Origin of the sequence: Mucilaginibacter terrae (genome assembly GCF_031951985.1) — a bacterium.
In the GTDB taxonomy this organism is placed as follows: Bacteria; Bacteroidota; Bacteroidia; order Sphingobacteriales; family Sphingobacteriaceae; genus Mucilaginibacter; species Mucilaginibacter terrae_A.
In genome coordinates this window covers 2,121,018-2,139,946 of record NZ_JAVLVU010000001.1, presented here as the reverse complement: position 1 = coordinate 2,139,946, position 18,929 = coordinate 2,121,018, and the positions used below count along the sequence as shown (strand labels likewise).

The 18,929-nt window shown below is 44.4% G+C and carries 16 protein-coding genes; 13 read left to right on the top strand and 3 right to left on the bottom strand.

What is annotated here, in order from left to right; all coding sequences use genetic code 11:
• Nucleotides 1-29: 29 nt before the first annotated feature.
• Together QE417_RS08770 and QE417_RS08765 are read right to left on the bottom strand one after the other, a co-directional pair.
• Nucleotides 30-1,301: an SGNH/GDSL hydrolase family protein gene (locus QE417_RS08770; protein ID WP_311949364.1), complete on the bottom strand. Its 1,272-nt coding sequence runs from the start codon at nucleotides 1,299-1,301 to the stop codon at nucleotides 30-32.
• Nucleotides 1,302-1,345: 44 nt separating this feature from the next.
• Nucleotides 1,346-2,569: an OmpP1/FadL family transporter gene (locus QE417_RS08765; RefSeq protein WP_311949363.1), complete on the bottom strand. Its 1,224-nt coding sequence runs from the start codon at nucleotides 2,567-2,569 to the stop codon at nucleotides 1,346-1,348.
• 217 nt (nucleotides 2,570-2,786) lie between these two features.
• On the opposite strand from QE417_RS08765, the gene atpD reads away from it, so the two are divergent.
• Together atpD and atpC are read left to right on the top strand one after the other, a co-directional pair.
• Nucleotides 2,787-4,292, top strand: a complete 1,506-nt coding sequence (atpD, locus tag QE417_RS08760) for a F0F1 ATP synthase subunit beta (protein ID WP_311949362.1) — start codon at nucleotides 2,787-2,789, stop codon at nucleotides 4,290-4,292.
• An 85-nt stretch (nucleotides 4,293-4,377) separates the two neighbouring features.
• Nucleotides 4,378-4,635 carry an ATP synthase F1 subunit epsilon gene (gene atpC, locus QE417_RS08755; protein ID WP_311949361.1) on the top strand — a complete coding sequence of 86 codons (258 nt, stop codon included), beginning with the start codon at nucleotides 4,378-4,380 and terminating at the stop codon, nucleotides 4,633-4,635.
• A gap of 57 nt (nucleotides 4,636-4,692) precedes the next feature.
• On the opposite strand, the gene QE417_RS08750 is transcribed toward atpC, so the two are convergent.
• Nucleotides 4,693-5,742 (bottom strand): acyltransferase family protein, encoded by a 1,050-nt coding sequence (locus tag QE417_RS08750; RefSeq protein WP_311949360.1) that lies wholly within the window; start codon nucleotides 5,740-5,742, stop codon nucleotides 4,693-4,695.
• Between the two features lie 289 nt (nucleotides 5,743-6,031).
• Between QE417_RS08750 and mraZ the strand changes: the two genes are divergently transcribed.
• From mraZ to QE417_RS08695, 11 genes are all read left to right on the top strand, one after another.
• Nucleotides 6,032-6,496, top strand: coding sequence for a division/cell wall cluster transcriptional repressor MraZ (gene mraZ / locus QE417_RS08745; RefSeq protein WP_311949359.1), 465 nt, complete (start codon nucleotides 6,032-6,034; stop codon nucleotides 6,494-6,496).
• The gene (gene rsmH / locus QE417_RS08740; protein WP_311949358.1) at nucleotides 6,489-7,391 is read left to right on the top strand and encodes a 16S rRNA (cytosine(1402)-N(4))-methyltransferase RsmH; all 903 of its coding nucleotides are present in this window, start codon (nucleotides 6,489-6,491) and stop codon (nucleotides 7,389-7,391) included. The genes mraZ and rsmH overlap by 8 nt, the downstream gene beginning before the upstream one ends.
• Entirely contained in the window at nucleotides 7,388-7,795 is a 408-nt protein-coding gene (locus tag QE417_RS08735) for an FtsL-like putative cell division protein (RefSeq protein WP_311949356.1), read from the top strand. Before rsmH ends, QE417_RS08735 begins: the two co-directional genes overlap by 4 nt.
• Nucleotides 7,792-9,885, top strand: coding sequence for a penicillin-binding protein (locus tag QE417_RS08730; RefSeq protein WP_311949355.1), 2,094 nt, complete (start codon nucleotides 7,792-7,794; stop codon nucleotides 9,883-9,885). Before QE417_RS08735 ends, QE417_RS08730 begins: the two co-directional genes overlap by 4 nt.
• Nucleotides 9,882-11,339 carry a UDP-N-acetylmuramoyl-L-alanyl-D-glutamate--2,6-diaminopimelate ligase gene (locus QE417_RS08725; RefSeq protein WP_311949354.1) on the top strand — a complete coding sequence of 486 codons (1,458 nt, stop codon included), beginning with the start codon at nucleotides 9,882-9,884 and terminating at the stop codon, nucleotides 11,337-11,339. The genes QE417_RS08730 and QE417_RS08725 overlap by 4 nt, the downstream gene beginning before the upstream one ends.
• A gap of 56 nt (nucleotides 11,340-11,395) precedes the next feature.
• Nucleotides 11,396-12,637 carry a phospho-N-acetylmuramoyl-pentapeptide-transferase gene (gene mraY, locus QE417_RS08720; protein WP_311949353.1) on the top strand — a complete coding sequence of 414 codons (1,242 nt, stop codon included), beginning with the start codon at nucleotides 11,396-11,398 and terminating at the stop codon, nucleotides 12,635-12,637.
• Between the two features lie 59 nt (nucleotides 12,638-12,696).
• Nucleotides 12,697-14,091: a UDP-N-acetylmuramoyl-L-alanine--D-glutamate ligase gene (gene murD, locus QE417_RS08715; RefSeq protein ID WP_311949352.1), complete on the top strand. Its 1,395-nt coding sequence runs from the start codon at nucleotides 12,697-12,699 to the stop codon at nucleotides 14,089-14,091.
• Nucleotides 14,092-14,221: 130 nt separating this feature from the next.
• The gene (locus QE417_RS08710; protein WP_311949351.1) at nucleotides 14,222-15,409 is read left to right on the top strand and encodes an FtsW/RodA/SpoVE family cell cycle protein; all 1,188 of its coding nucleotides are present in this window, start codon (nucleotides 14,222-14,224) and stop codon (nucleotides 15,407-15,409) included.
• Between the two features lie 49 nt (nucleotides 15,410-15,458).
• Entirely contained in the window at nucleotides 15,459-16,628 is a 1,170-nt protein-coding gene (gene murG, locus QE417_RS08705) for an undecaprenyldiphospho-muramoylpentapeptide beta-N-acetylglucosaminyltransferase (protein ID WP_311949350.1), read from the top strand.
• Between the two features lie 60 nt (nucleotides 16,629-16,688).
• Complete coding sequence (gene murC, locus QE417_RS08700; protein WP_311954630.1) at nucleotides 16,689-18,047, top strand: UDP-N-acetylmuramate--L-alanine ligase; 1,359 nt, start codon at nucleotides 16,689-16,691, stop codon at nucleotides 18,045-18,047.
• On the top strand, nucleotides 18,044-18,925 hold the full coding sequence (locus tag QE417_RS08695; RefSeq protein WP_311949349.1) for a cell division protein FtsQ/DivIB: 882 nt from the start codon (nucleotides 18,044-18,046) through the stop codon (nucleotides 18,923-18,925). The genes murC and QE417_RS08695 overlap by 4 nt, the downstream gene beginning before the upstream one ends.
• The last annotated feature ends 4 nt before the right edge of the window (nucleotides 18,926-18,929 follow it).

The window sequence follows — 18,929 nt, the reverse complement described above, 5'->3', positions numbered from 1 at the left end:
GAGCCATTGTTGAACGAACCAGCAATAAATTACGGAAATACTACGCCAGCATATCCCGAAATATTTACCTGCGGTAATGTTGAGCCGTATTTGGTGTTAATGGCTTTAATAAACTCATTTGCTACAATGGCATAACCGCGTGGGGTGAGGTGCACGCCATCTAACGAGAAAACGCCGCCGCTAATGTAGTTTGCATTCAGGCTTGCGCCGTCAATAATCAATCCTTTTTGTTTAAGATTATTGAGGAAGGTGTAAACATCAAACACCGCCAAACCTTTTGAGGCCGCTACCGAGTTGATGGTTTGGTTGTAAGATGCCACATAATCGCGCACCAAAGCTACTTCGTTAGGATCGAGGATATATTGATTTTCGATTGGGTTGAGGGGAGATACGCCATATCCGTTAACACCCATTTTGCTGGTCGGGAAAGTAAGAACCACCAAATCGCTGGCTGTAGCTGCGCGTGCTGCATAAGTGCCGTCGTCTTTACGTGCGCTCACATAAAGTGTTGTTACGGTAGGTGCTACTTTTTGAATGCCTGCCAGTAATGCAGGTATAGTTACAGTAGTAAAATATGGAATAGTGCTTACATCAGGAATAGTGGCAACGGCGCCTTTTTTGCCGCCTGTTGTCAATTTTTCTATCACAGCAGTAAATGCTGCAGTGAATGTAGCCTTGTCTGTTAAAACATCGCCTGCTCCACCGCTGGTGGCATAACCTAAAGCATCGTTACTGCCTAACCAGCAGGTGAAAAATGTATAAGGCTTAGCGGTGGCAAAATTGAGATACACATCATTTGCAGTTGGATATGATGCGGTAAGTAAACGTTCGAAATAAGGGTTGGCATTACCATAACCTGCTATTCCGGCATGAATAACTTTTAAGCCCGGTATACCAAAGTTATTATTATCGCCGCTGTATTTGGTTAAAAACGGAAAGCCAGGTGTGCGCACTGCAGCAGCCGGAACATCAGTTAAAATAGGAGAGCCGTTGCTGTCAAAACCGGTCAATTTTTTAAAGCCCGAACCATTAGCTTGTGCCTCGGTAAACAATGGCTGGCTAAAATTACCGCCCCCTGCACTTTTCATTTGCTGGGCAATAATGTTAGCAAATGAATTGATCTGGCCGCTGCGGTACAAACCACCATCGGCAAAACCTGCCGTTTGCGAATCGCCAATGGCGATGTAAGTAGAAAAATCGGCCGAGCCACTCGTAGCAGGAGCCACATCAATCTCGGGTTTACAGGCTGCCAACGTAAGCAAGCCTGCAAAGAATATATTTTTGTAATTCTTAAATTTCATCTTTTTCATCTTTATAGTTAATACTCCCCTTTGGGGGCTTCGCTTTACCAATGATAAACCAGTGCTATGCCCGGTATATAAACATTGCTTTTAAACGTTCCTGATAATTGTGTTTCAATATTGGTTTGGGTGCGGCTTCCTAAGTGCTCGTACTCAAAGCTTAAATCCAGATCAAAATGCTTGTTGGGCAGGTAGCTTAAACCAACGGTGTAAAACTGGCGGTTGGCATCGGGTACTTCGGGTGTTACGTAGCCATCTTTAACCGGCGTTGAAGCGTAGCCACCGCCTGCACGCAGCATTAATTTTTCGGCAGCTTTGTACTGCGCACCCACACGTAAACTAACCGCGTTGGTATAATTACGGGGCGAACGTGTATCCTGCAAAGCGGGTGTGTTTTGGGCGTAATCAAACGCCAGTTGTTTGTACGAGTTAAAGTGTACATAGTTGGCATCAAATGCCAGCAGCCATTTGCTGTTTAATGTATAGCCTAAACCCAGCGAGGTAGTAGCGGCCAAAGGTAGCTCGGCACTAAACGCATTAGGACTTGGGAAGCTGGCCTGTACATTTTGCGGCACCCTGAAATATGCTGTACCATCATTCAGCTTGGTGTTTACTTTTGAGCGGTGGGTAACTCCGATGGTTAAACCTGTTTTGGTATCAATAAATACACCGGCGTTAAAGCCAAAACCGTTACCGCCGCCTTTTAATTCTGCTTCGCCCTGCGGACTGTTAGCATCGGCCAGCGGAATGGCGCGCTTAAGATTTACACTGCCGTGGTTATATACAAAGCCTGCGCCTACGCTAATCATATCGGTTAGTTTGATACTGAAGGTTGGCTGAAAGAATATGGTTTTTAGATCGAGCGACGTTAAAGTGTATTTGCCTGCCCAGTTGTTGCCCCAGTCGGTTAAGCCACCAAATGGTGTGTAAATGCCCAAGCCTACTTTCCAGCGGGCTGCTTTTGGTCCCCACACGGCGTAGGCGTTAAAAGGAGGAGCAACTTTATCGGCCGTGTTATATTGCACGTTTGACCCTGTTGGAACAAAGGCCGATTTAAACATTAACGGACTCACACCCGCCTGTACATAGTTTTGTGATAAATTGGCTACGGCGCCGGGGTTGAAAAATACCGAGGAGCCGTCTAACAATAAGGCCGTACCCGTATGGCCCATGCCAATTTGCTTCTGGCCTTCCAGGTTAACCTGAAAACCTTGCGCAAATGACATAGCTGGCGCTAAGCCAAGTAAAAGCAGTAAAAGTTTCTTCATAATTTGAAATTGGTTCTATAAAAATGTAGTATAAATAAAAAGGCCACTAAGTTAAATAAATTAACCAACCCGGGGTGTGCAAAGTTTTGCTAAAATTCTTTCATATAAGTAGTTAAAAAATCATTATAAACCTTAACTTTGCGCTCCGAAATAGTGTCATGTGTTTGTTACAAAGCCCTGTTTCATTATCAGTTTTTAAAAATTAGGTAAGGTATATATGCCAAACATTGGAAAAATCTCACAAATCATTGGTCCGGTAGTTGACGTAAGCTTTAGCGATGATGCCCATCTTCCAAAAATTTACAGCGCACTGGAAATCACCAAAAGCAACGGTCAAAAAATTGTATTAGAAGTTCAGCAGCATTTAGGCGAAGACCGCGTACGTGCCATTGCCATGGACTCAACCGACGGTTTATTACGCGGCATGCCGGTAACCGACCTGGAATCACCTATTCGTATGCCAATAGGCGACGATATTAAAGGCCGTGTATTTAACGTGGTAGGTGACGCTATTGATGGTTTGTCTAACTTAGATAAAACAGGCGGTCGTGCAATCCACGCTACTCCTCCAAGATTTGAAGACCTATCAACCGAAACTGAAGTACTGTTTACCGGTATTAAAGTAATTGACCTTTTAGAGCCTTATGCAAAAGGTGGTAAAATTGGTTTGTTTGGTGGTGCCGGTGTAGGTAAAACCGTACTAATTCAGGAACTGATCAATAATATTGCAAAAGCATACTCAGGTTTGTCGGTATTTGCCGGTGTAGGTGAGCGTACCCGCGAAGGTAACGACTTACTGCGCGAGATGCTCGAATCGGGCATTATCAAATACGGCGATGCATTTATGCATTCAATGGAAGAAGGTGGCTGGGATCTTTCTAAAGTTGATAAAGAAGAGCTTAAAGAATCTAAAGCAACCTTCGTATTCGGCCAAATGAACGAGCCGCCGGGTGCACGTGCACGTGTTGCCTTATCAGGTTTAACTATTGCCGAGTATTTCCGTGATGGTGATGAAGATGGCAAAGGCCGCGATATCCTGTTCTTTATCGATAACATTTTCCGCTTTACACAAGCCGGTTCTGAAGTATCGGCCCTTTTAGGTCGTATGCCATCGGCGGTGGGTTATCAGCCAACACTGGCTACCGAGATGGGTGTGATGCAGGAGCGTATTACGTCAACCAAACGCGGTTCAATTACTTCGGTACAGGCTGTATATGTACCTGCCGATGACTTAACTGACCCGGCGCCGGCTACAACTTTCGCCCACTTAGATGCTACTACCGTGCTTTCACGTAAAATTGCCGAGTTAGGTATCTATCCTGCGGTTGACCCTCTGGATTCAACTTCACGTATCCTGAGCGCTGCCGTTTTAGGTGATGAGCATTACAATACCGCACAACGCGTTAAAGAAACCTTACAACGTTATAAAGAACTTCAGGATATCATCGCCATTTTAGGTATGGATGAATTATCTGAAGAGGATAAGTTAACCGTATCACGCGCTCGTCGTGTTCAGCGTTTCTTGTCACAGCCATTCCACGTTGCCGAGCAATTTACCGGCTTAAAAGGTGTGTTGGTTGATATTAAAGAAACCATCAAAGGCTTCAACATGATTATGGACGGTGAAGTGGATCAGTACCCTGAGGCTGCTTTTAACCTGGTTGGTAACATTGAAGATGCCATTGAAAAAGGTAAAAAACTGTTAGCAGAAGCAAATAACTAAAGTTGTTGTGTGTTGTGTGTTGAGGGTTGTGCGATAAGCGCATCCTGATTGGCTCACAACTCACAACCCACAACTGACAACAAATATGACTTTAGAAATTCTTACTCCTGATAAAAAAGTATTCGAGGGCGAAGTTACTTCAGTAACCGTTCCGGGTACTATGGGATCATTCGAGATTTTGAACAACCACGCACCCATCATCTCTACTCTTGAAGACGGTAAACTCGTTGTTCGTGGTGGTGGTAAAGATGGTAAGGAAGACGTATTCCGCATTAAAGGCGGTGTGGTTGAAGTAAATAATAACAAGGTGATGGTATTGGCCGAAGGCATTACCCACCGTTAATATTTATTTACATCTTATAAAGTATAACGCCCGGCTGTTTAGTCGGGCGTTTCTTGTTTATGCTTTTCTTAAAAATTTTTGTTTCAGCCAGTTGCGTACCGGTTCATCATAAAGTTTAAGTGCTGCGTAGGCTACTGTTATAAATAGGATAAATAAGCCAATACCAACGGTCAGCATTTTGGTAGGTGATGGCTTGGTGGCATTTATCCAATACAAAAAGTAGTATACACCCGGATAGTGGATAATATAAAGCGGGTATGAAATATCGCCAGAAAACTTACACAACTTAGCCCATTTGCTATCAAGGCTGCTCCCGGCACCGGCCGCTATAATAAGCGGGAAAATGAATATGATACAAGCCGCCTCAAACAAGCCATTGTACTTAAAGTAAGGTAGCATGAATATAACAACTAAAGCTAACGAGCATAATAGGTAAGCCTTCGGGATGCTTATCAACTTTCCTGCCCTAAACAGTAGCAAGCCTGCAAAGAATGGGAATGCCATGCGGGTCAATCCCATCCAAAAGTTACCATACGCCCAGCCGCTGGCAACGCTGCCAAGCATATTGGCAGCATAAGCCAGCCATACGGAAGTTGCAATAACTACTATCCATAAAGCCATTTTGCCCAAGTACCTGCCAATAAATACGTAAAGTATATTGGCAATATATTCCTGTAATAATGACCACAGCGGCCCGTTGAGCGAGTGGGTTTCATCCCAGCCGCGTACATCTGGTGTGGGTAGCAGGGTGATGCCGATAAGGGTAATGCCAATAAGTTTTAAAAAGTCGATGTGGTATTTGGCCTCAATGTAAGGGTCGAACCAAAAGCAAATTGCTCCCAAAATGGTACTGAATATCACCATAGGGTGCAGGCGTATTAATCGTGCCTTAAAAAAATGCCAGGTTGTCATTTTACCCCAGCGGTCGTCATAAGCATAGCCTATTACAAACCCCGAAAGCATAAAAAAGAAGTCGACCGCCAGATAGCCATGGTGTATAGGGTGAATGGAATAGTCTATATAAAGGGCCTCATACAAATGGAATATCACCACCATAATGGCAGCCGTTCCGCGTAATCCGTCAAGAATGGGATAGTGTGGTTTCAATGCTTTTATAGAGTCAGATAGATTGCCAAAGTAGCAAAAAACTTTCAGGCTAAAGGCAAAATGGGAGCGTGGTGGTAAAAAGTGGTGGCTTTTTAATGAAATATGGCAACATATTCATGTTTGAGCGAAGAGTGCAGAAGAGCTATAACCAGTTTTTGGAACCAATTGTTTTGACTTGTGGGGCAAAATTTATCAATAGTAGGTGTTGAAAACTTTTTAGTGGGAGAAAGTGGGAGGAAGTGGAAATTCTGTGTTACTTTTACATCACAAAATTAGGATAAGACCCCGTATGTCTCATTTCTTAGGAGAATTTGATTGTAAACTGGATGCCAAAGGGCGGATGATGATCCCGGCGGGCCTCAAAAAACAGCTTCCAGAAGCTGAAAAAGAGGGCCTTGTGATCAACCGTGGCTTTGAAAAGCACCTGGTAATCTATACTCGTAAGGAGTGGGATAAGATAGTTGAGGATCTGAGTAAGCTAAATCAGTACGAGAAGAAAACACGCGAGTTTATCCGCTATTTCACTCGCGGAGCTACTGAACTGTCGCTTGATGCATCGGGAAGGGTGTTATTGCCCAAGGCTTTAACTGAGTATGCGGGCATTGGTACCGAAGTGGTGCTGTCTTGTCAGTTTAATAAAATAGAGGTTTGGGATCAATCTGCTTACGATGAGCAGATGGATAGCGCTCCCGAAAACTTTGCCAACCTGGCCGAAGAGGTGATGGGTGGTTTAGGAAGGAGGAGCGATGACTGAGTATCATAACCCGGTTATGCTGCAGGAGTGTATAGAGGCTTTAAATATTAAGCCCGATGGTACTTATGTAGATGTAACCTTTGGCGGTGGCGGTCACTCGCGCGAGATCATGAAGCATTTAGGTGAAAATGGTCGTTTGATTGCCTTTGACCAGGATGCTGATGCGCAGCGGAATAAAATTGAGGACAAACGCTTTGAGTTTGTTGATCAAAACTTCCGTTACCTCAAAAACTTTTGCCGTTTACACGGGGCAATCCCGGTTGATGGTATACTGGCCGATCTGGGCGTATCGTCACACCAGTTTGATGAGGCAGAGCGTGGTTTTTCTATCCGTTTTGATGCGGAGTTGGATATGCGCATGAACCAGCAGTCGGAATTAACGGCTAAGCAGGTGGTAAATACATATGGCGAGGCTGAGTTGCACCGCATTTTTGGCATTTACGGCGAAATTCAAAACGCTAAATCGCTGGCTAAAACTATAGTAACCGGCAGGTTGAATGGCCCGCTGAATACTGTGTCCGATTTAAAAAATGCTATCTCTGGCTTAATTCCCCGCGGTAAAGAGCATAAGTACCTGGCGCAGGTTTTTCAGGCTTTGCGTATTGAGGTTAACCAGGAGCTGGAGGTGTTGAAGGATTTCCTGCAGCAAGCTGCCGAAGTTTTAGGAACAGGGGGTAGGTTGGTAGTAATGTCGTACCACTCGCTGGAAGACCGGCTGGTTAAAAATTTCATCGCCAAAGGCAAGTTTAGTGGCGAGGTAGAGAAGGATTTTTACGGTAACGACCAAAAACCGCTGGTGGCTGTAAGTCGCGGCGCAATTACCGCTACCGAAGACGAGATAAAGGAAAATAACAGGGCGCGCAGTGCCAAATTAAGAATAGCTGTAAAAAAATGAGTAACCGTTTACGTACAGAAATTCAGGAAGAAGAGATAGAAAAGGAGATAGTGGTAAAAGAGGCCCCGGTAAAAGAAAATCCGGAGAACTTTTTCACTAACCTGATCAGTAAGGGTGTAATATCTACCGAGGATGTTACGCATGCGCTCCCTTTTGTGTTCTTTTTGGCTTTTTTGGGAATGGTTTACATAGCTAACCGCCAGTTTGCCGAAAACAACATACGCGATATTGATAAACTAAGCAAAGAGGTAAAAGAGCTAAGCTGGGACTATAAAACCACCAAGGCTGATATGGCTTACCGTAGCACGTTAACCGAAGTGGCTAAACGTGTTGATACTTTAGGCATAAGAGAAGCGGTAGAGCCGCCACAAAAACTAACCGATAATACGGAGGTTAAAAAATGAACATCAGGACTAACATATTATTGCGGGTGTACCTGGCCTTTGGGCTAATTGTGGTGCTGGCCGGTGCTGTGTTTTTTAAGCTGTGTCATTTACAATTTGCGCAGGGAAAAAAATGGCGTGCCATGGCCGATAGCTTGTCGGTACAGTATGTAAATGTGGATGCCGCCCGTGGTAATATTTTTGCCGTTGATGGTAGCTTGCTGGCTACTTCGGTACCAGAGTATGAACTGCACATGGATATGCTGGCCGGGGGTATTGAAGATGATAAGGTATTTTACGATAAGGTAGATTCGCTGGCTTTCAAAATGTCGGCTTTCTTTGGCGATAGATCAGCTACCGACTACTCGAGAGCTTTGCGTGAGGCGCGGCGCGAGAAACGCCGTTACCAGTTAATTCGCCGCAGGGTATCATACCAGGACTTGAAGAAAATACGGAAGTTTCCGATTTTTAATTTGGGACGCTATAAGGGTGGGTTAATTATTGTTCAGCAAAACAAACGCATTTTGCCATTCCGTTCGCTGGCTGCACGTACCATTGGTTATAAAAACGAAAACGTTAAAAACCCGGTAGGTTTAGAGGGTGCATACGCCGATTATATTGAGGGCGAAAGTGGCAAGCGTTTAATGCAGCGTATTGCAGGCAGTGTTTGGATGCCGGTTAACCCTGATAATGAAATTGCTCCAAAAGAGGGTGCTGATATTATATCAACCATTGATGTAAACTACCAGGACGTAGTGCAAAATGCGTTGTTAAAACAGCTTATTAAAAGCAATGCCGACCATGGTGCTGCAATTTTAATGAGCGTTGAAACCGGAGAAATACGCGCCGTAGCTAATTACAGCAAAGTTGGCGATGGAGAATACAAAGAGAAGTTTAATTATGCTATAGCCGGTAATCAAGACCCCGGTTCTACCTTTAAAATAGTGTCGTACATGGCATTGTTAGAGGATAAATATATTGATACAAATACCCTGGTAGGTACAGGTACTTACCCCATAAAAGGGCATACCATCAAAGATTCGCACGGAAGTATTGGAGTGGTGACCGTAAAAAAGGCGTTTGAAGAGTCATCAAACGCCGCGGTTGCCTATTTAGTTGATAAATATTACAAGCAAAATCAATCGAAGTTTACCGATCACCTGTATGACTGGAAGTTAAACGAAAAACTCGTTTTGCAAATACCCGGCGAAGCGCAGCCTGTGGTAAAAAACCCTAAAAATAAAAGCTGGAACAAAAACATGTCTCTGCCGCAAATGGCTTACGGTTACGAGATGCAGCTTACACCGCTTAAAATGCTATCGTTTTATAATGCTATAGCTAATAACGGCAAATATGTAGCGCCAATTTTTGTAAAAGAAATACGCCGCCTGGGCAACCCGGTTGAGCAGTTTTCGGCAAGGGTGGTAAACGAAAAAATATGCTCCGACAAAACCCTGAAAAAGATGCAGGAGATGATGGAAGGGGTAATTACCGAGGGTACGGGTAAAAATATTATCTACAATCCGTTATACAAAGTTGCCGGTAAATCGGGCACAGCCCAGGTTGCCGATGCTAACAAGGGTTACAAAGGTAAACGTCAGTACCAGGCATCTTTTGCTGGATATTTTCCGGCCGATAAGCCTAAGTACTCGCTCATTGTGGTAATAAACGACCCTAAGAATGGCTATTACGGTGCATTGGTTGCCGGGCCGGTTTTCAGGGAAATTGCTGATAAAGTATACTCGAGCGACTTGGAAATGAACCAAAGTCCGGTTACGCACTTTGTAGGTAATACACAGTTGCCTGAGGTAAAAACAGGCAACATAGCAGCTTTGCAACAGGTGTACAGCAAACTGGGAGTAAAACCGCTTTATGCTTCAAACACCACGCGCTCGGTTGATACCAGCAATGGCCTGGCTCCGCAGGAATTAAAATACAAACGTGGTAAAGTGCCCGAAGTAACCGGAATGGGTTTAAGCGATGCCTTATACGCATTGGGTAATGCCGGGTATAAAGCAACGGTAAGAGGTAGTGGGGTAGTAGCACACCAATCGGTAACGGGTGGCAGTATTATTCCCAAGGGTTCACGCATAACCATTGAATTACAATGAGATATTTAAGCGACATCATACAAGGCCTTGCCTTTACCGAACTTCAGGGCAGTGCCGATGTGGAGATCACTGCCGTGGTTTTTGATTCGCGTAAGGTTGTGCCGGGTTCGCTGTTTGTGGCCGTTCGAGGTACGCATGTTGATGGGCATAATTATATAGCGCAAGCCATTAAAGATGGTGCTGTTGCCATTGTATGTGAAGAATTACCCGGCCATACAGCAGGTGAGGTTGATTTTTTAATGGTGCAAAACTCAGCTGCGGCTTTGGGTTTACTGGCATCTAACTTTTATGATAGTCCTTCAAGCAAATTAAAGCTGGTTGGCGTAACCGGTACCAACGGTAAAACCACTACGGCCACATTATTATACCAGCTCTTCCGCGATTTAGGTTACAAATGCGGACTGCTGTCAACAGTTGAAAATCAAATCAATGGCAAGGTAATCCCATCAACCCATACCACCCCCGACCCGGTTGCGTTGAATGCACTGCTGGATGACATGGTTGCCCAGGGCTGTGATTACTGTTTTATGGAGGTAAGCTCGCATGCTGTAGCCCAGCACCGTATTGATGGTTTAACGTTTGCAGGTGGCATTTTCTCTAACCTTACGCACGACCATCTCGATTACCATAAAACTTTTGATGCATACCTGAAAGCCAAGAAAGGCTTTTTTGACGCTTTACCAAAAGGTGCCTTTGCCTTGACCAACGTTGACGACCGTAATGGTAACGTAATGCTGCAAAATACCAAAGCCAACAAAAAAACTTACGGTCTTAAAAACATGGCCGATTTTAAGGTAAAGGTCCTGGAAAATCAGTTTGGAGGCTTGCTGCTCAATGTTGATGGCGATGAGGTTTGGTTTAAAATGGTAGGCAGCTTTAACGCTTACAACCTGCTTGCCGTTTACGCATCGGCTGTGCTGTTAGGTCAGGAAAAAGGTGCTGTTTTAACCAGCCTGAGCAAGCTATCGGGGGCCGAAGGCCGGTTTGATTACAGCATTGCCCCTAACAAAGTAATAGGAATTGTTGATTACGCCCACACGCCCGATGCCGTGCAAAATGTGCTAAGTACCGTGCACGATATACGCAAAGGCACCGAAAAGGTAATAACCGTAATAGGCTGCGGCGGCGACCGTGATAAAACCAAACGCCCGGTAATGTCCAAAACAGCCTGCGATTGGAGCGACAAGGTGATCCTCACCTCTGATAATCCGCGTACGGAAGATCCGGCGCAGATCATAAAAGATATGGAAGCAGGCGTTGACCCAAGTAACCAACGCAAAACCATCAGCATAGTTGATAGGCGCGAAGCAATTAAAACAGCAGTCCACTTAGCCCAACCAGGAGATATTATTGTGTTAGCCGGCAAAGGCCACGAAAAATATCAGGAAATAAATGGAGTGAAGAACCACTTCGACGATAAAGAGGAATTACTCAACGCATTTGCGAAACTATAGAACTAAATAAAATACAAGAATCAGTAACCTAATAACCAATAACCAAACAAAAGCCGATGCTCTACTACCTATTTACATACTTGGATCGTAACTACAATATTCCCGGCGCGGGGGTGTTCCAGTACCTTACGTTCCGCATGGCTATGGCGGTTATTGTATCGTTGCTGGTAACTACGGTTTGGGGCCGCAGGTTAATTGATTATTTACGCTTTAAACAGGTAGGCGAAACCGTTCGTAACCTCGGTTTAGAAGGGCAAATGCAAAAAGCAGGCACGCCAACTATGGGCGGTATTATCATATTGCTGGGCATACTGGTACCAACCCTGTTGTTTGCCAAGCTGGATAATGTTTATGTGATACTGATGTTGGTAACCACCGTTTGGCTGGGTGCTATTGGCTTTTTGGATGATTACATCAAAGTATTTAAAAAGAATAAAGAAGGCTTGGCTGGCCGTTTTAAAATTGTTGGCCAGGTGGGTTTATCTATCATCATCGGGTGGACTATGTGGTCAAACACCGGCATTAAAATGCGCCAGGAAGTTAAGCTTCCGGTTAAGTATGATGCCCCTGTTAGCTATCACCTTAAAAACGGAACGCCTGTTTATACGCAGGATGTAAAGTCGACCAAGACTACCATGCCCTTTTATAAAAACAACGAGTTTGACTACGGCAAGGTGCTCAAATTTATGGGTGGCGATTACGAGCGCTGGACACTACTGGTGTTCATGTTCTCAGTAATCATGATCATCACCTTTATATCGAACGGAGCCAATATAACCGATGGAATTGACGGTTTGGCAACGGGTACATCGGCCATTATAGGGGTTACGTTGGCGGTATTGGCCTATGTATCGGGCAACGTGGTAATTGCCGATTACCTGAGCATCATGTACCTCCCCAACTCGGGCGAACTGGTAATTTTTGCCGGTGCTTTTGTAGGTGCCTGTGTAGGTTTCTTATGGTATAACTCGTTTCCGGCGCAGGTATTTATGGGCGATACCGGCAGTTTAGCAATAGGAGGTATTATAGCAGTGTTTGCGCTGCTTATTCGTAAAGAGTTAATGCTGCCTTTACTGTGTGGGGTTTTCGTAATAGAAAACGCATCAGTACTCATGCAGGTGGGGTGGTTTAAATTCACCAAAAAGCGTTTTGGCGAAGGCCGCCGGATTTTCCTGATGGCACCATTACACCACCACTACCAGAAACGAGGTTTCCACGAAGCCAAAATTGTAACCCGTTTTTGGATCATAGGTATTATGCTGGCCATTATAACGGTGATAACGCTGAAGTTACGATAACCCCTCCCGGCCTCCCCAAAGGGGAGGAGATAAGAGGAAGATTATTATACAAAAGTTAAATGAACGAAACTAATAACATATCAAACCAAACTGCTCCCTCTCCTTTGGAGAGGGCCGGGGAGAGGTTGGTCATTCTTGGTGCCGGCGAAAGCGGTGTTGGGGCGGCTTACCTGGCTCAGCAGCAGGGGTATGATGTGTTTGTTTCAGATTTTGGCGCTATTGCCGATAAATACAAAGCCCAGCTTGAGCAGTGGAACATCCGCTTTGAAGAGAAGCAGCATACCGAGAGCGAAATTTTATCAGCTGTTGAGGTGGTGAAAAGCCCGGGCATACCCGAGAAGGCTCCGATTATTAAGGCGCTGAAAGCAAAGGGTATTCCAGTTATATCGGAGATTGAATTTGCGGGCAGGTATACCGATGCGAAAATTATAGGCATCACCGGTTCTAATGGTAAAACTACTACCAGCGGCTTAACCTACCATATCCTCAAAAATGCAGGATTAAATGTGGGTTTGGCGGGCAACATAGGTAAAAGCTTTGCCTACCAGGTAGCCACCGAAAGCTTTGATTATTACGTGCTGGAGCTAAGCAGCTTCATGCTTGATGATATGTATGCGTTCAGGGTTAATGTGGCTGTATTGCTCAACATTACCCCCGACCATTTAGACAGGTACGATTACAAGTTAGAGAACTATGCCGCCAGCAAGTTTCGCATAACGCAAAATCAAACTGCCGACGATTATTTTATTTACTGTGCCGATGATGCCGAAACCCTGAAAGGGATGGCCGGTAAAACATTTGCAGCACAGCAATTACCATTTAGTATACAAAAAACATTGCCGCAGGGAGCATATCTCAACGGCGAAGAACTAACCATAAATACACCAAATAATCATTTTACAATGACTATCACCAAACTTGCCTTACAGGGTAAACACAACATCTACAATTCAATGGCGTCCGGAATTGTGTCGAAGGTATTAGAATTGAGAAACGGGGATATCCGTGAGAGCATGGGCAACTTCAGAAATGTGCCGCACCGTTTAGAGCACGTGGCCGATATTGCCGGTATCAGGTTCATTAACGATTCAAAAGCAACTAATGTTAACTCAACATGGTATGCCTTAGAGGGTATGCCTAACGAAAAGGTGGTACTTATTTTAGGTGGTGTTGATAAAGGAAATGATTATAACGAGCTAACCTCGCTGGTAAAAAGCAAGGTAAAAGCCATTGTATGTATGGGTACCGATAATGGCCGTATACACGAAGCGTTTGCCGATGATGTGAAAATCATTGTTAACACAGCCTCGGCTAAAGATGCGGTTAACGCAGCTTACGAGTTAGCAACAAAAGGCGATACTGTATTGCTTTCTCCGGCATGCGCCAGCTTCGATCTGTTTAAAAACTACGAAGACCGCGGTGATCAGTTTAAACAAGCAGTAATGGAGTTGTGATCAGAATTTGCTGAATTAAAGAATTTAAAGAATAATAAAACGATGGTAAGTCATTCTGAAAATTATAGAATTCTGTAAATTCTGATTCTGACAAGAATCGGTGAAATCAAAGAAATAATAATCAACGGTCATGCACAGAATATTAAGTAGAACCAAAGGCGACAGGTGGATATGGCTCATCGTGATAGTACTATCGGTAATATCGCTTTTAGCTGTTTACAGTTCTACCGGTACGCTGGCTTATAAGCAAGGAAAGGCGAATGAGGCATTCCTCATGAAGCACCTGTTTATGATGCTGGGTGGTATTGCGTTAATGTATATTTCGCATAAGCTCGATTACCGTTATTATGCCGGTATCTCAAAAATGCTGATGGTTATTACCATCCCGTTGCTGTTATATACTTTGATTTTTGGTAACCACGTAAATGATGCAAGTCGTTGGATAGCAATACCCGGAACAGGTTTAACTTTCCAAACTTCCGATTTGGCTAAACTGGCTTTAATTACCTATTTGGCCCGCACACTATCGCGCAAGCAGGAAAATATAAAGGACGTTAAGCAATCGTTCATTCCTATCATGGGGTCGGTATGTGTGGTTTTTATCCTGATTGCGCTGGCTAACCTTTCAACCGCATTGATGCTGTTTGGTGTAAGCATCTTGTTGTTGATCATTGGTCGTATTAGTGTTAAGCAAATAGCCGTAGTGTGTTTGGCCGGAGCTGTATTGCTGGCGGGCGTAGTATTGTTAGGTCCGCGCCGTGCAACGTATATGTCACGTGTTGAAACCTATCTGCACCCTGAAAAGGTAGACAAAGACAAGTCGTTTCAAAGCGACCATGCTAAAATTGCCATTGCAACAGGCGGCGTAGCAGGTAAAGGACCGGGTAACAGTACCGAGCGTAACTTTTTACCACACCCGTATTCCGATTTTATCTATGCCACCATTGTAGAAGAATATGGTATGATAGGTGGTTTATTTATCATCGTGATATACCTGTTCTTATTATACCGCTGTATAAAAATTGTGACCAAAGCGCCCAAAGCCTTTGGTGCCTTACTGGCTGCAGGGTTAAGTTTTAGCTTAACTATACAGGCATTTGCCAATATGGCTGTGGCTGTGGGTTTAGGTCCGGTAACAGGTGTGCCGTTGCCGCTGGTGAGTATGGGTGGTACATCAATACTGTTTACCAGCGTGGCCTTTGGTATCATATTATCAGTAAGCCGCCATATTGATGAAAACGAGGCACTGAAAGTGAGCGGAGCAAAAGAAGGCGGAAGTAATAAGATAGTAGTAGGAGAGATACTGGAAGTAGCTTAAAATAGAGTCAAGAGTAAAGAATCAGGAATCAAGATAGAAGATAAAATAAATGTCGAACGAGCAAGGAAATAGTACCGAACAAAAACTTCCCCTTCAGGGGGCAGGGGGAATACCGCTCCGCATCATCATTAGTGGTGGTGGTACGGGTGGGCACATCTTCCCGGCGGTGGCTATTGCCAATGCTTTAAAAAAGCTTGCCCCCGATACCGAGATATTGTTTGTAGGAGCCAATGGCCGCATGGAAATGGAAAAGGTTCCGGCGGCCGGCTACAAAATTATCGGGCTCGATATACAAGGCATACAGCGCAAGGCGGTATGGAAGAATTTTTTGTTCCCCATAAAACTCATTAACAGCATTAGCAAGGCCGCTAAAATTATTAAAGATTTTAAACCCGACGCTGCTGTGGGTGTGGGTGGTTATGCATCAGGTCCGTTGCTATACGCGGCATCATTAAAAGGTATACCAACGCTTATACAGGAGCAAAACTCTTACGCAGGTATCACCAATAAATGGCTCAGCAAAAAGGCGCAAAAAATATGTGTTGCTTTTGATGAGATGGACAGGTTTTTCCCGGCCGAAAAGATTATTAAAACCGGTAACCCTGTTAGGCGCGAATCGGTTGATACGGATGGCAGGTTAGAGGAGGCGTTGCATAATTTCCAGCTATCGCCCAATAAAAAAACCATTTTGGTTACCGGCGGAAGCCTGGGCGCACGTACGCTTAATAATAGTGTAATGGCTGGTTTAGATAAGCTGATAGCTGCCGATGTGCAATTGATATGGCAAACCGGTAAGGTTTACTACAAAGGTATTATGGAGCGTTTGGGCGAAAACTATCACCCTAACATTCGCATACTGGAATTTTTAAACCGCATGGATTTGGCTTATGCCGCGGCCGATGTAATTATATCACGCGCCGGTGCAGGTACAATTGCTGAGTTATGCATTGTAGGAAAGCCGGTTATCCTGGTGCCTTCGCCAAACGTGGCCGAAGACCATCAAACCAAAAATGCGATGGCTTTGGTACAAAACAAGGCTGCTGTATTTATTACCGATGCCGACGCCCCCGAAAAACTCGTGGCCCGTGCATTGGATTTATTAAAGAATAAAGAAGAACAAGCAACCCTAAGCGCCAACATTGGCAAACTGGCATTGCCCAACGCCGATGAAGTAATTGCGCAGCATGTGGTTGATATTATAAAAGAGAGTAAACGATAACAAGGAAATCCCTTCTTGAGAGGGGTAGGGGTGTGTCCCTGAAAGAGATAAACAAAAATGATGGAGTTAAGTAACATAAAGCAGGTTTACCTGGTTGGAATAGGCGGAATAGGCATGAGTGGCCTTGCCCGTTATTTCAATCATTTGGGTTGTGCCGTTTGCGGTTACGATAAAACGCCTACACCATTGACTGATGCATTGCAACAGGAAGGTGTGTCTATCATTTTTATGGATGATGTAAGTCTTGTTCCGTCAGTGTTTAATAAACCTGATCAGCAAACGCTCATCATATATACCCCGGCTATTCCTAAAGATTCGGCTGTGTTGAACCATTTCCGCACGGCGGGTTTTGAGTTGTATAAGCGTTCGCAGGTATTGGGTATCATCAGCCAAAGCATGTTTACCGTTGCTGTTGCAGGTACGCATGGTAAAACCACTACATCGAGCCTCATAACACACATACTTACCGAAGCCGGTAAAGATTGCAGCGCATTTTTGGGTGGTATAGCATCAAACTATAACAGCAATGTGCTATACGGTAACTCGAACATTGTAGTGGTGGAGGCCGATGAGTATGATCGCTCGTTTTTGACCCTGCACCCTGATGTTGCGGTGATCACCTCAATGGATGCCGACCATTTAGACATATATGGCGACCATGAGCACTTAACCGACTCATTCAAAATGTTTGCCTCGCAAATTAAGGCAGGCGGTAAATTGATAGCTAAGCAGGGTTTGCCCTTAGCGCATACCTTAACCAGTTATACCATTGGTGCCGAAGCTGCCGATGCCGTAGGAACGAACATCAGGGTAGAGAACGGTAACTTCTATTTTGACTTTGAAAGCGGTGATACCGTTATCAAAGATATTGAGATGGGCATCCCGGGTATTCATAATATAGAAAACGCGGTTGCTGCCATACAGGTTGCCCTGTTTATGGATGTTGAACCGGCTGTGGCAAAAGCAGCGCTGGCTTCATTTAAAGGAGTTAAGCGTAGGTTCGAGTACATTGTTAAAACAGATGAAAAGGTTTACATTGATGATTACGCCCACCATCCCGAAGAATTAAAGGCAGCCTTGGCATCTGTGAAAAAGCTGTACCCCGAGCGTAAACTAACAGTTGTTTTTCAGCCGCATTTGTTTACCCGTACCCGAGATTTTGCCGATGGCTTTGCCGGGGCATTGGATATGGCCGATGAGCTGCTGATGCTGGATATATACCCGGCACGCGAGCTACCCATACCGGGAGTTGATTCGGCCATGGTATTAAACAAAATGCTACTAAAAGAAAAGTACCTGTTAAGCAAACAGGAAGTTATTGATTACGTACAAGAGCAGCAACCGGAGTTATTATTAACTGTTGGTGCCGGAGATATTGACCAATTAGTGGAACCCTTAAAACAAGCTTTACGATCATGAACATGGGCAGTAAGCAGCTTTGGAAAAAAATAGGGGTGGGCTTCGCCTGGGTGGCAAGCCTTAGCGGGTTGGTAGTGCTCATGAGTTTCATCGGTATAAAAAAGGCCGCAGTAACTTGTAAAGGCGTAAAGGTGTACATACCGGGTAACGAATACTTTATTGACCAGGCCGAAGTAGATAATATTTTAGGGGTAAGCAGCAACACGCTGGTAGGCCGTAAAATTGATCAAATTAATATACACGATTTAGAAAACAAATTACAGCGAAATCCATTTATTGAGTCAGCAGAGGTGTATGCCGATATGGACGGGTTGATTAAAGTAGAAATTAGCCAGCGTCACCCTATTTTACGCATTTTGAACCGTTTCGACCAGGATTTTTATATAGACCAGCATGGTGTTAAGGTGCCGTTGTCAAACAATTTTACGGCGCAGGTTTTGGTAGCCAATGGTTATATAGATGAATTATTTGCTAACCGATTAGACACCCTGCATACCCGGCTTGCAAAAGACGTATTCGCAACGGCTGATTTCATTAGGAAAGACACCTTATGGAACGCCCAGATAGCGCAGATCTATGTGAATCAAAACCACGAAATGGAGCTTATACCACGTGTAGGCAATCAGCGTATTATGCTGGGCAATGCCGATTCGTTGGCTAATAAGTTTCATAACCTGGAGATATTTTATAAACAGGCATTGCCACAGGTTGGGTGGAATAAGTACAAGGTTATTAATGTAAAATATGCCAACCAGGTGGTAGGTGTAAAAAGCGAAACCACTATGGCCGACAGTGCAACCGTGAAGAAAGTTGCCGTGGCCAAACCCGACTCATTGAAAAAGAAACAAGCGTTAACAGATACAACATCCCAATTTTAATTAA

What these genes read in the sequence shown, in the direction of transcription:
- QE417_RS08770 (WP_311949364.1), bottom strand. Translation starts at nt 1,301, where the DNA reads ATGAAATTTAAGAATTACAAAAATATATTCTTTGCAGGCTTGCTTACG.
- QE417_RS08765 (WP_311949363.1), bottom strand. Translation starts at nt 2,569, where the DNA reads ATGAAGAAACTTTTACTGCTTTTACTTGGCTTAGCGCCAGCTATGTCA.
- atpD (WP_311949362.1), top strand. Translation starts at nt 2,787, where the DNA reads ATGCCAAACATTGGAAAAATCTCACAAATCATTGGTCCGGTAGTTGAC.
- atpC (WP_311949361.1), top strand. Translation starts at nt 4,378, where the DNA reads ATGACTTTAGAAATTCTTACTCCTGATAAAAAAGTATTCGAGGGCGAA.
- mraZ (WP_311949359.1), top strand. Translation starts at nt 6,032, where the DNA reads ATGTCTCATTTCTTAGGAGAATTTGATTGTAAACTGGATGCCAAAGGG.
- rsmH (WP_311949358.1), top strand. Translation starts at nt 6,489, where the DNA reads ATGACTGAGTATCATAACCCGGTTATGCTGCAGGAGTGTATAGAGGCT.
- QE417_RS08735 (WP_311949356.1), top strand. Translation starts at nt 7,388, where the DNA reads ATGAGTAACCGTTTACGTACAGAAATTCAGGAAGAAGAGATAGAAAAG.
- QE417_RS08730 (WP_311949355.1), top strand. Translation starts at nt 7,792, where the DNA reads ATGAACATCAGGACTAACATATTATTGCGGGTGTACCTGGCCTTTGGG.
- QE417_RS08725 (WP_311949354.1), top strand. Translation starts at nt 9,882, where the DNA reads ATGAGATATTTAAGCGACATCATACAAGGCCTTGCCTTTACCGAACTT.
- mraY (WP_311949353.1), top strand. Translation starts at nt 11,396, where the DNA reads ATGCTCTACTACCTATTTACATACTTGGATCGTAACTACAATATTCCC.
- murD (WP_311949352.1), top strand. Translation starts at nt 12,697, where the DNA reads ATGAACGAAACTAATAACATATCAAACCAAACTGCTCCCTCTCCTTTG.
- QE417_RS08710 (WP_311949351.1), top strand. Translation starts at nt 14,222, where the DNA reads ATGCACAGAATATTAAGTAGAACCAAAGGCGACAGGTGGATATGGCTC.
- murG (WP_311949350.1), top strand. Translation starts at nt 15,459, where the DNA reads ATGTCGAACGAGCAAGGAAATAGTACCGAACAAAAACTTCCCCTTCAG.
- murC (WP_311954630.1), top strand. Translation starts at nt 16,689, where the DNA reads ATGGAGTTAAGTAACATAAAGCAGGTTTACCTGGTTGGAATAGGCGGA.
- QE417_RS08695 (WP_311949349.1), top strand. Translation starts at nt 18,044, where the DNA reads ATGAACATGGGCAGTAAGCAGCTTTGGAAAAAAATAGGGGTGGGCTTC.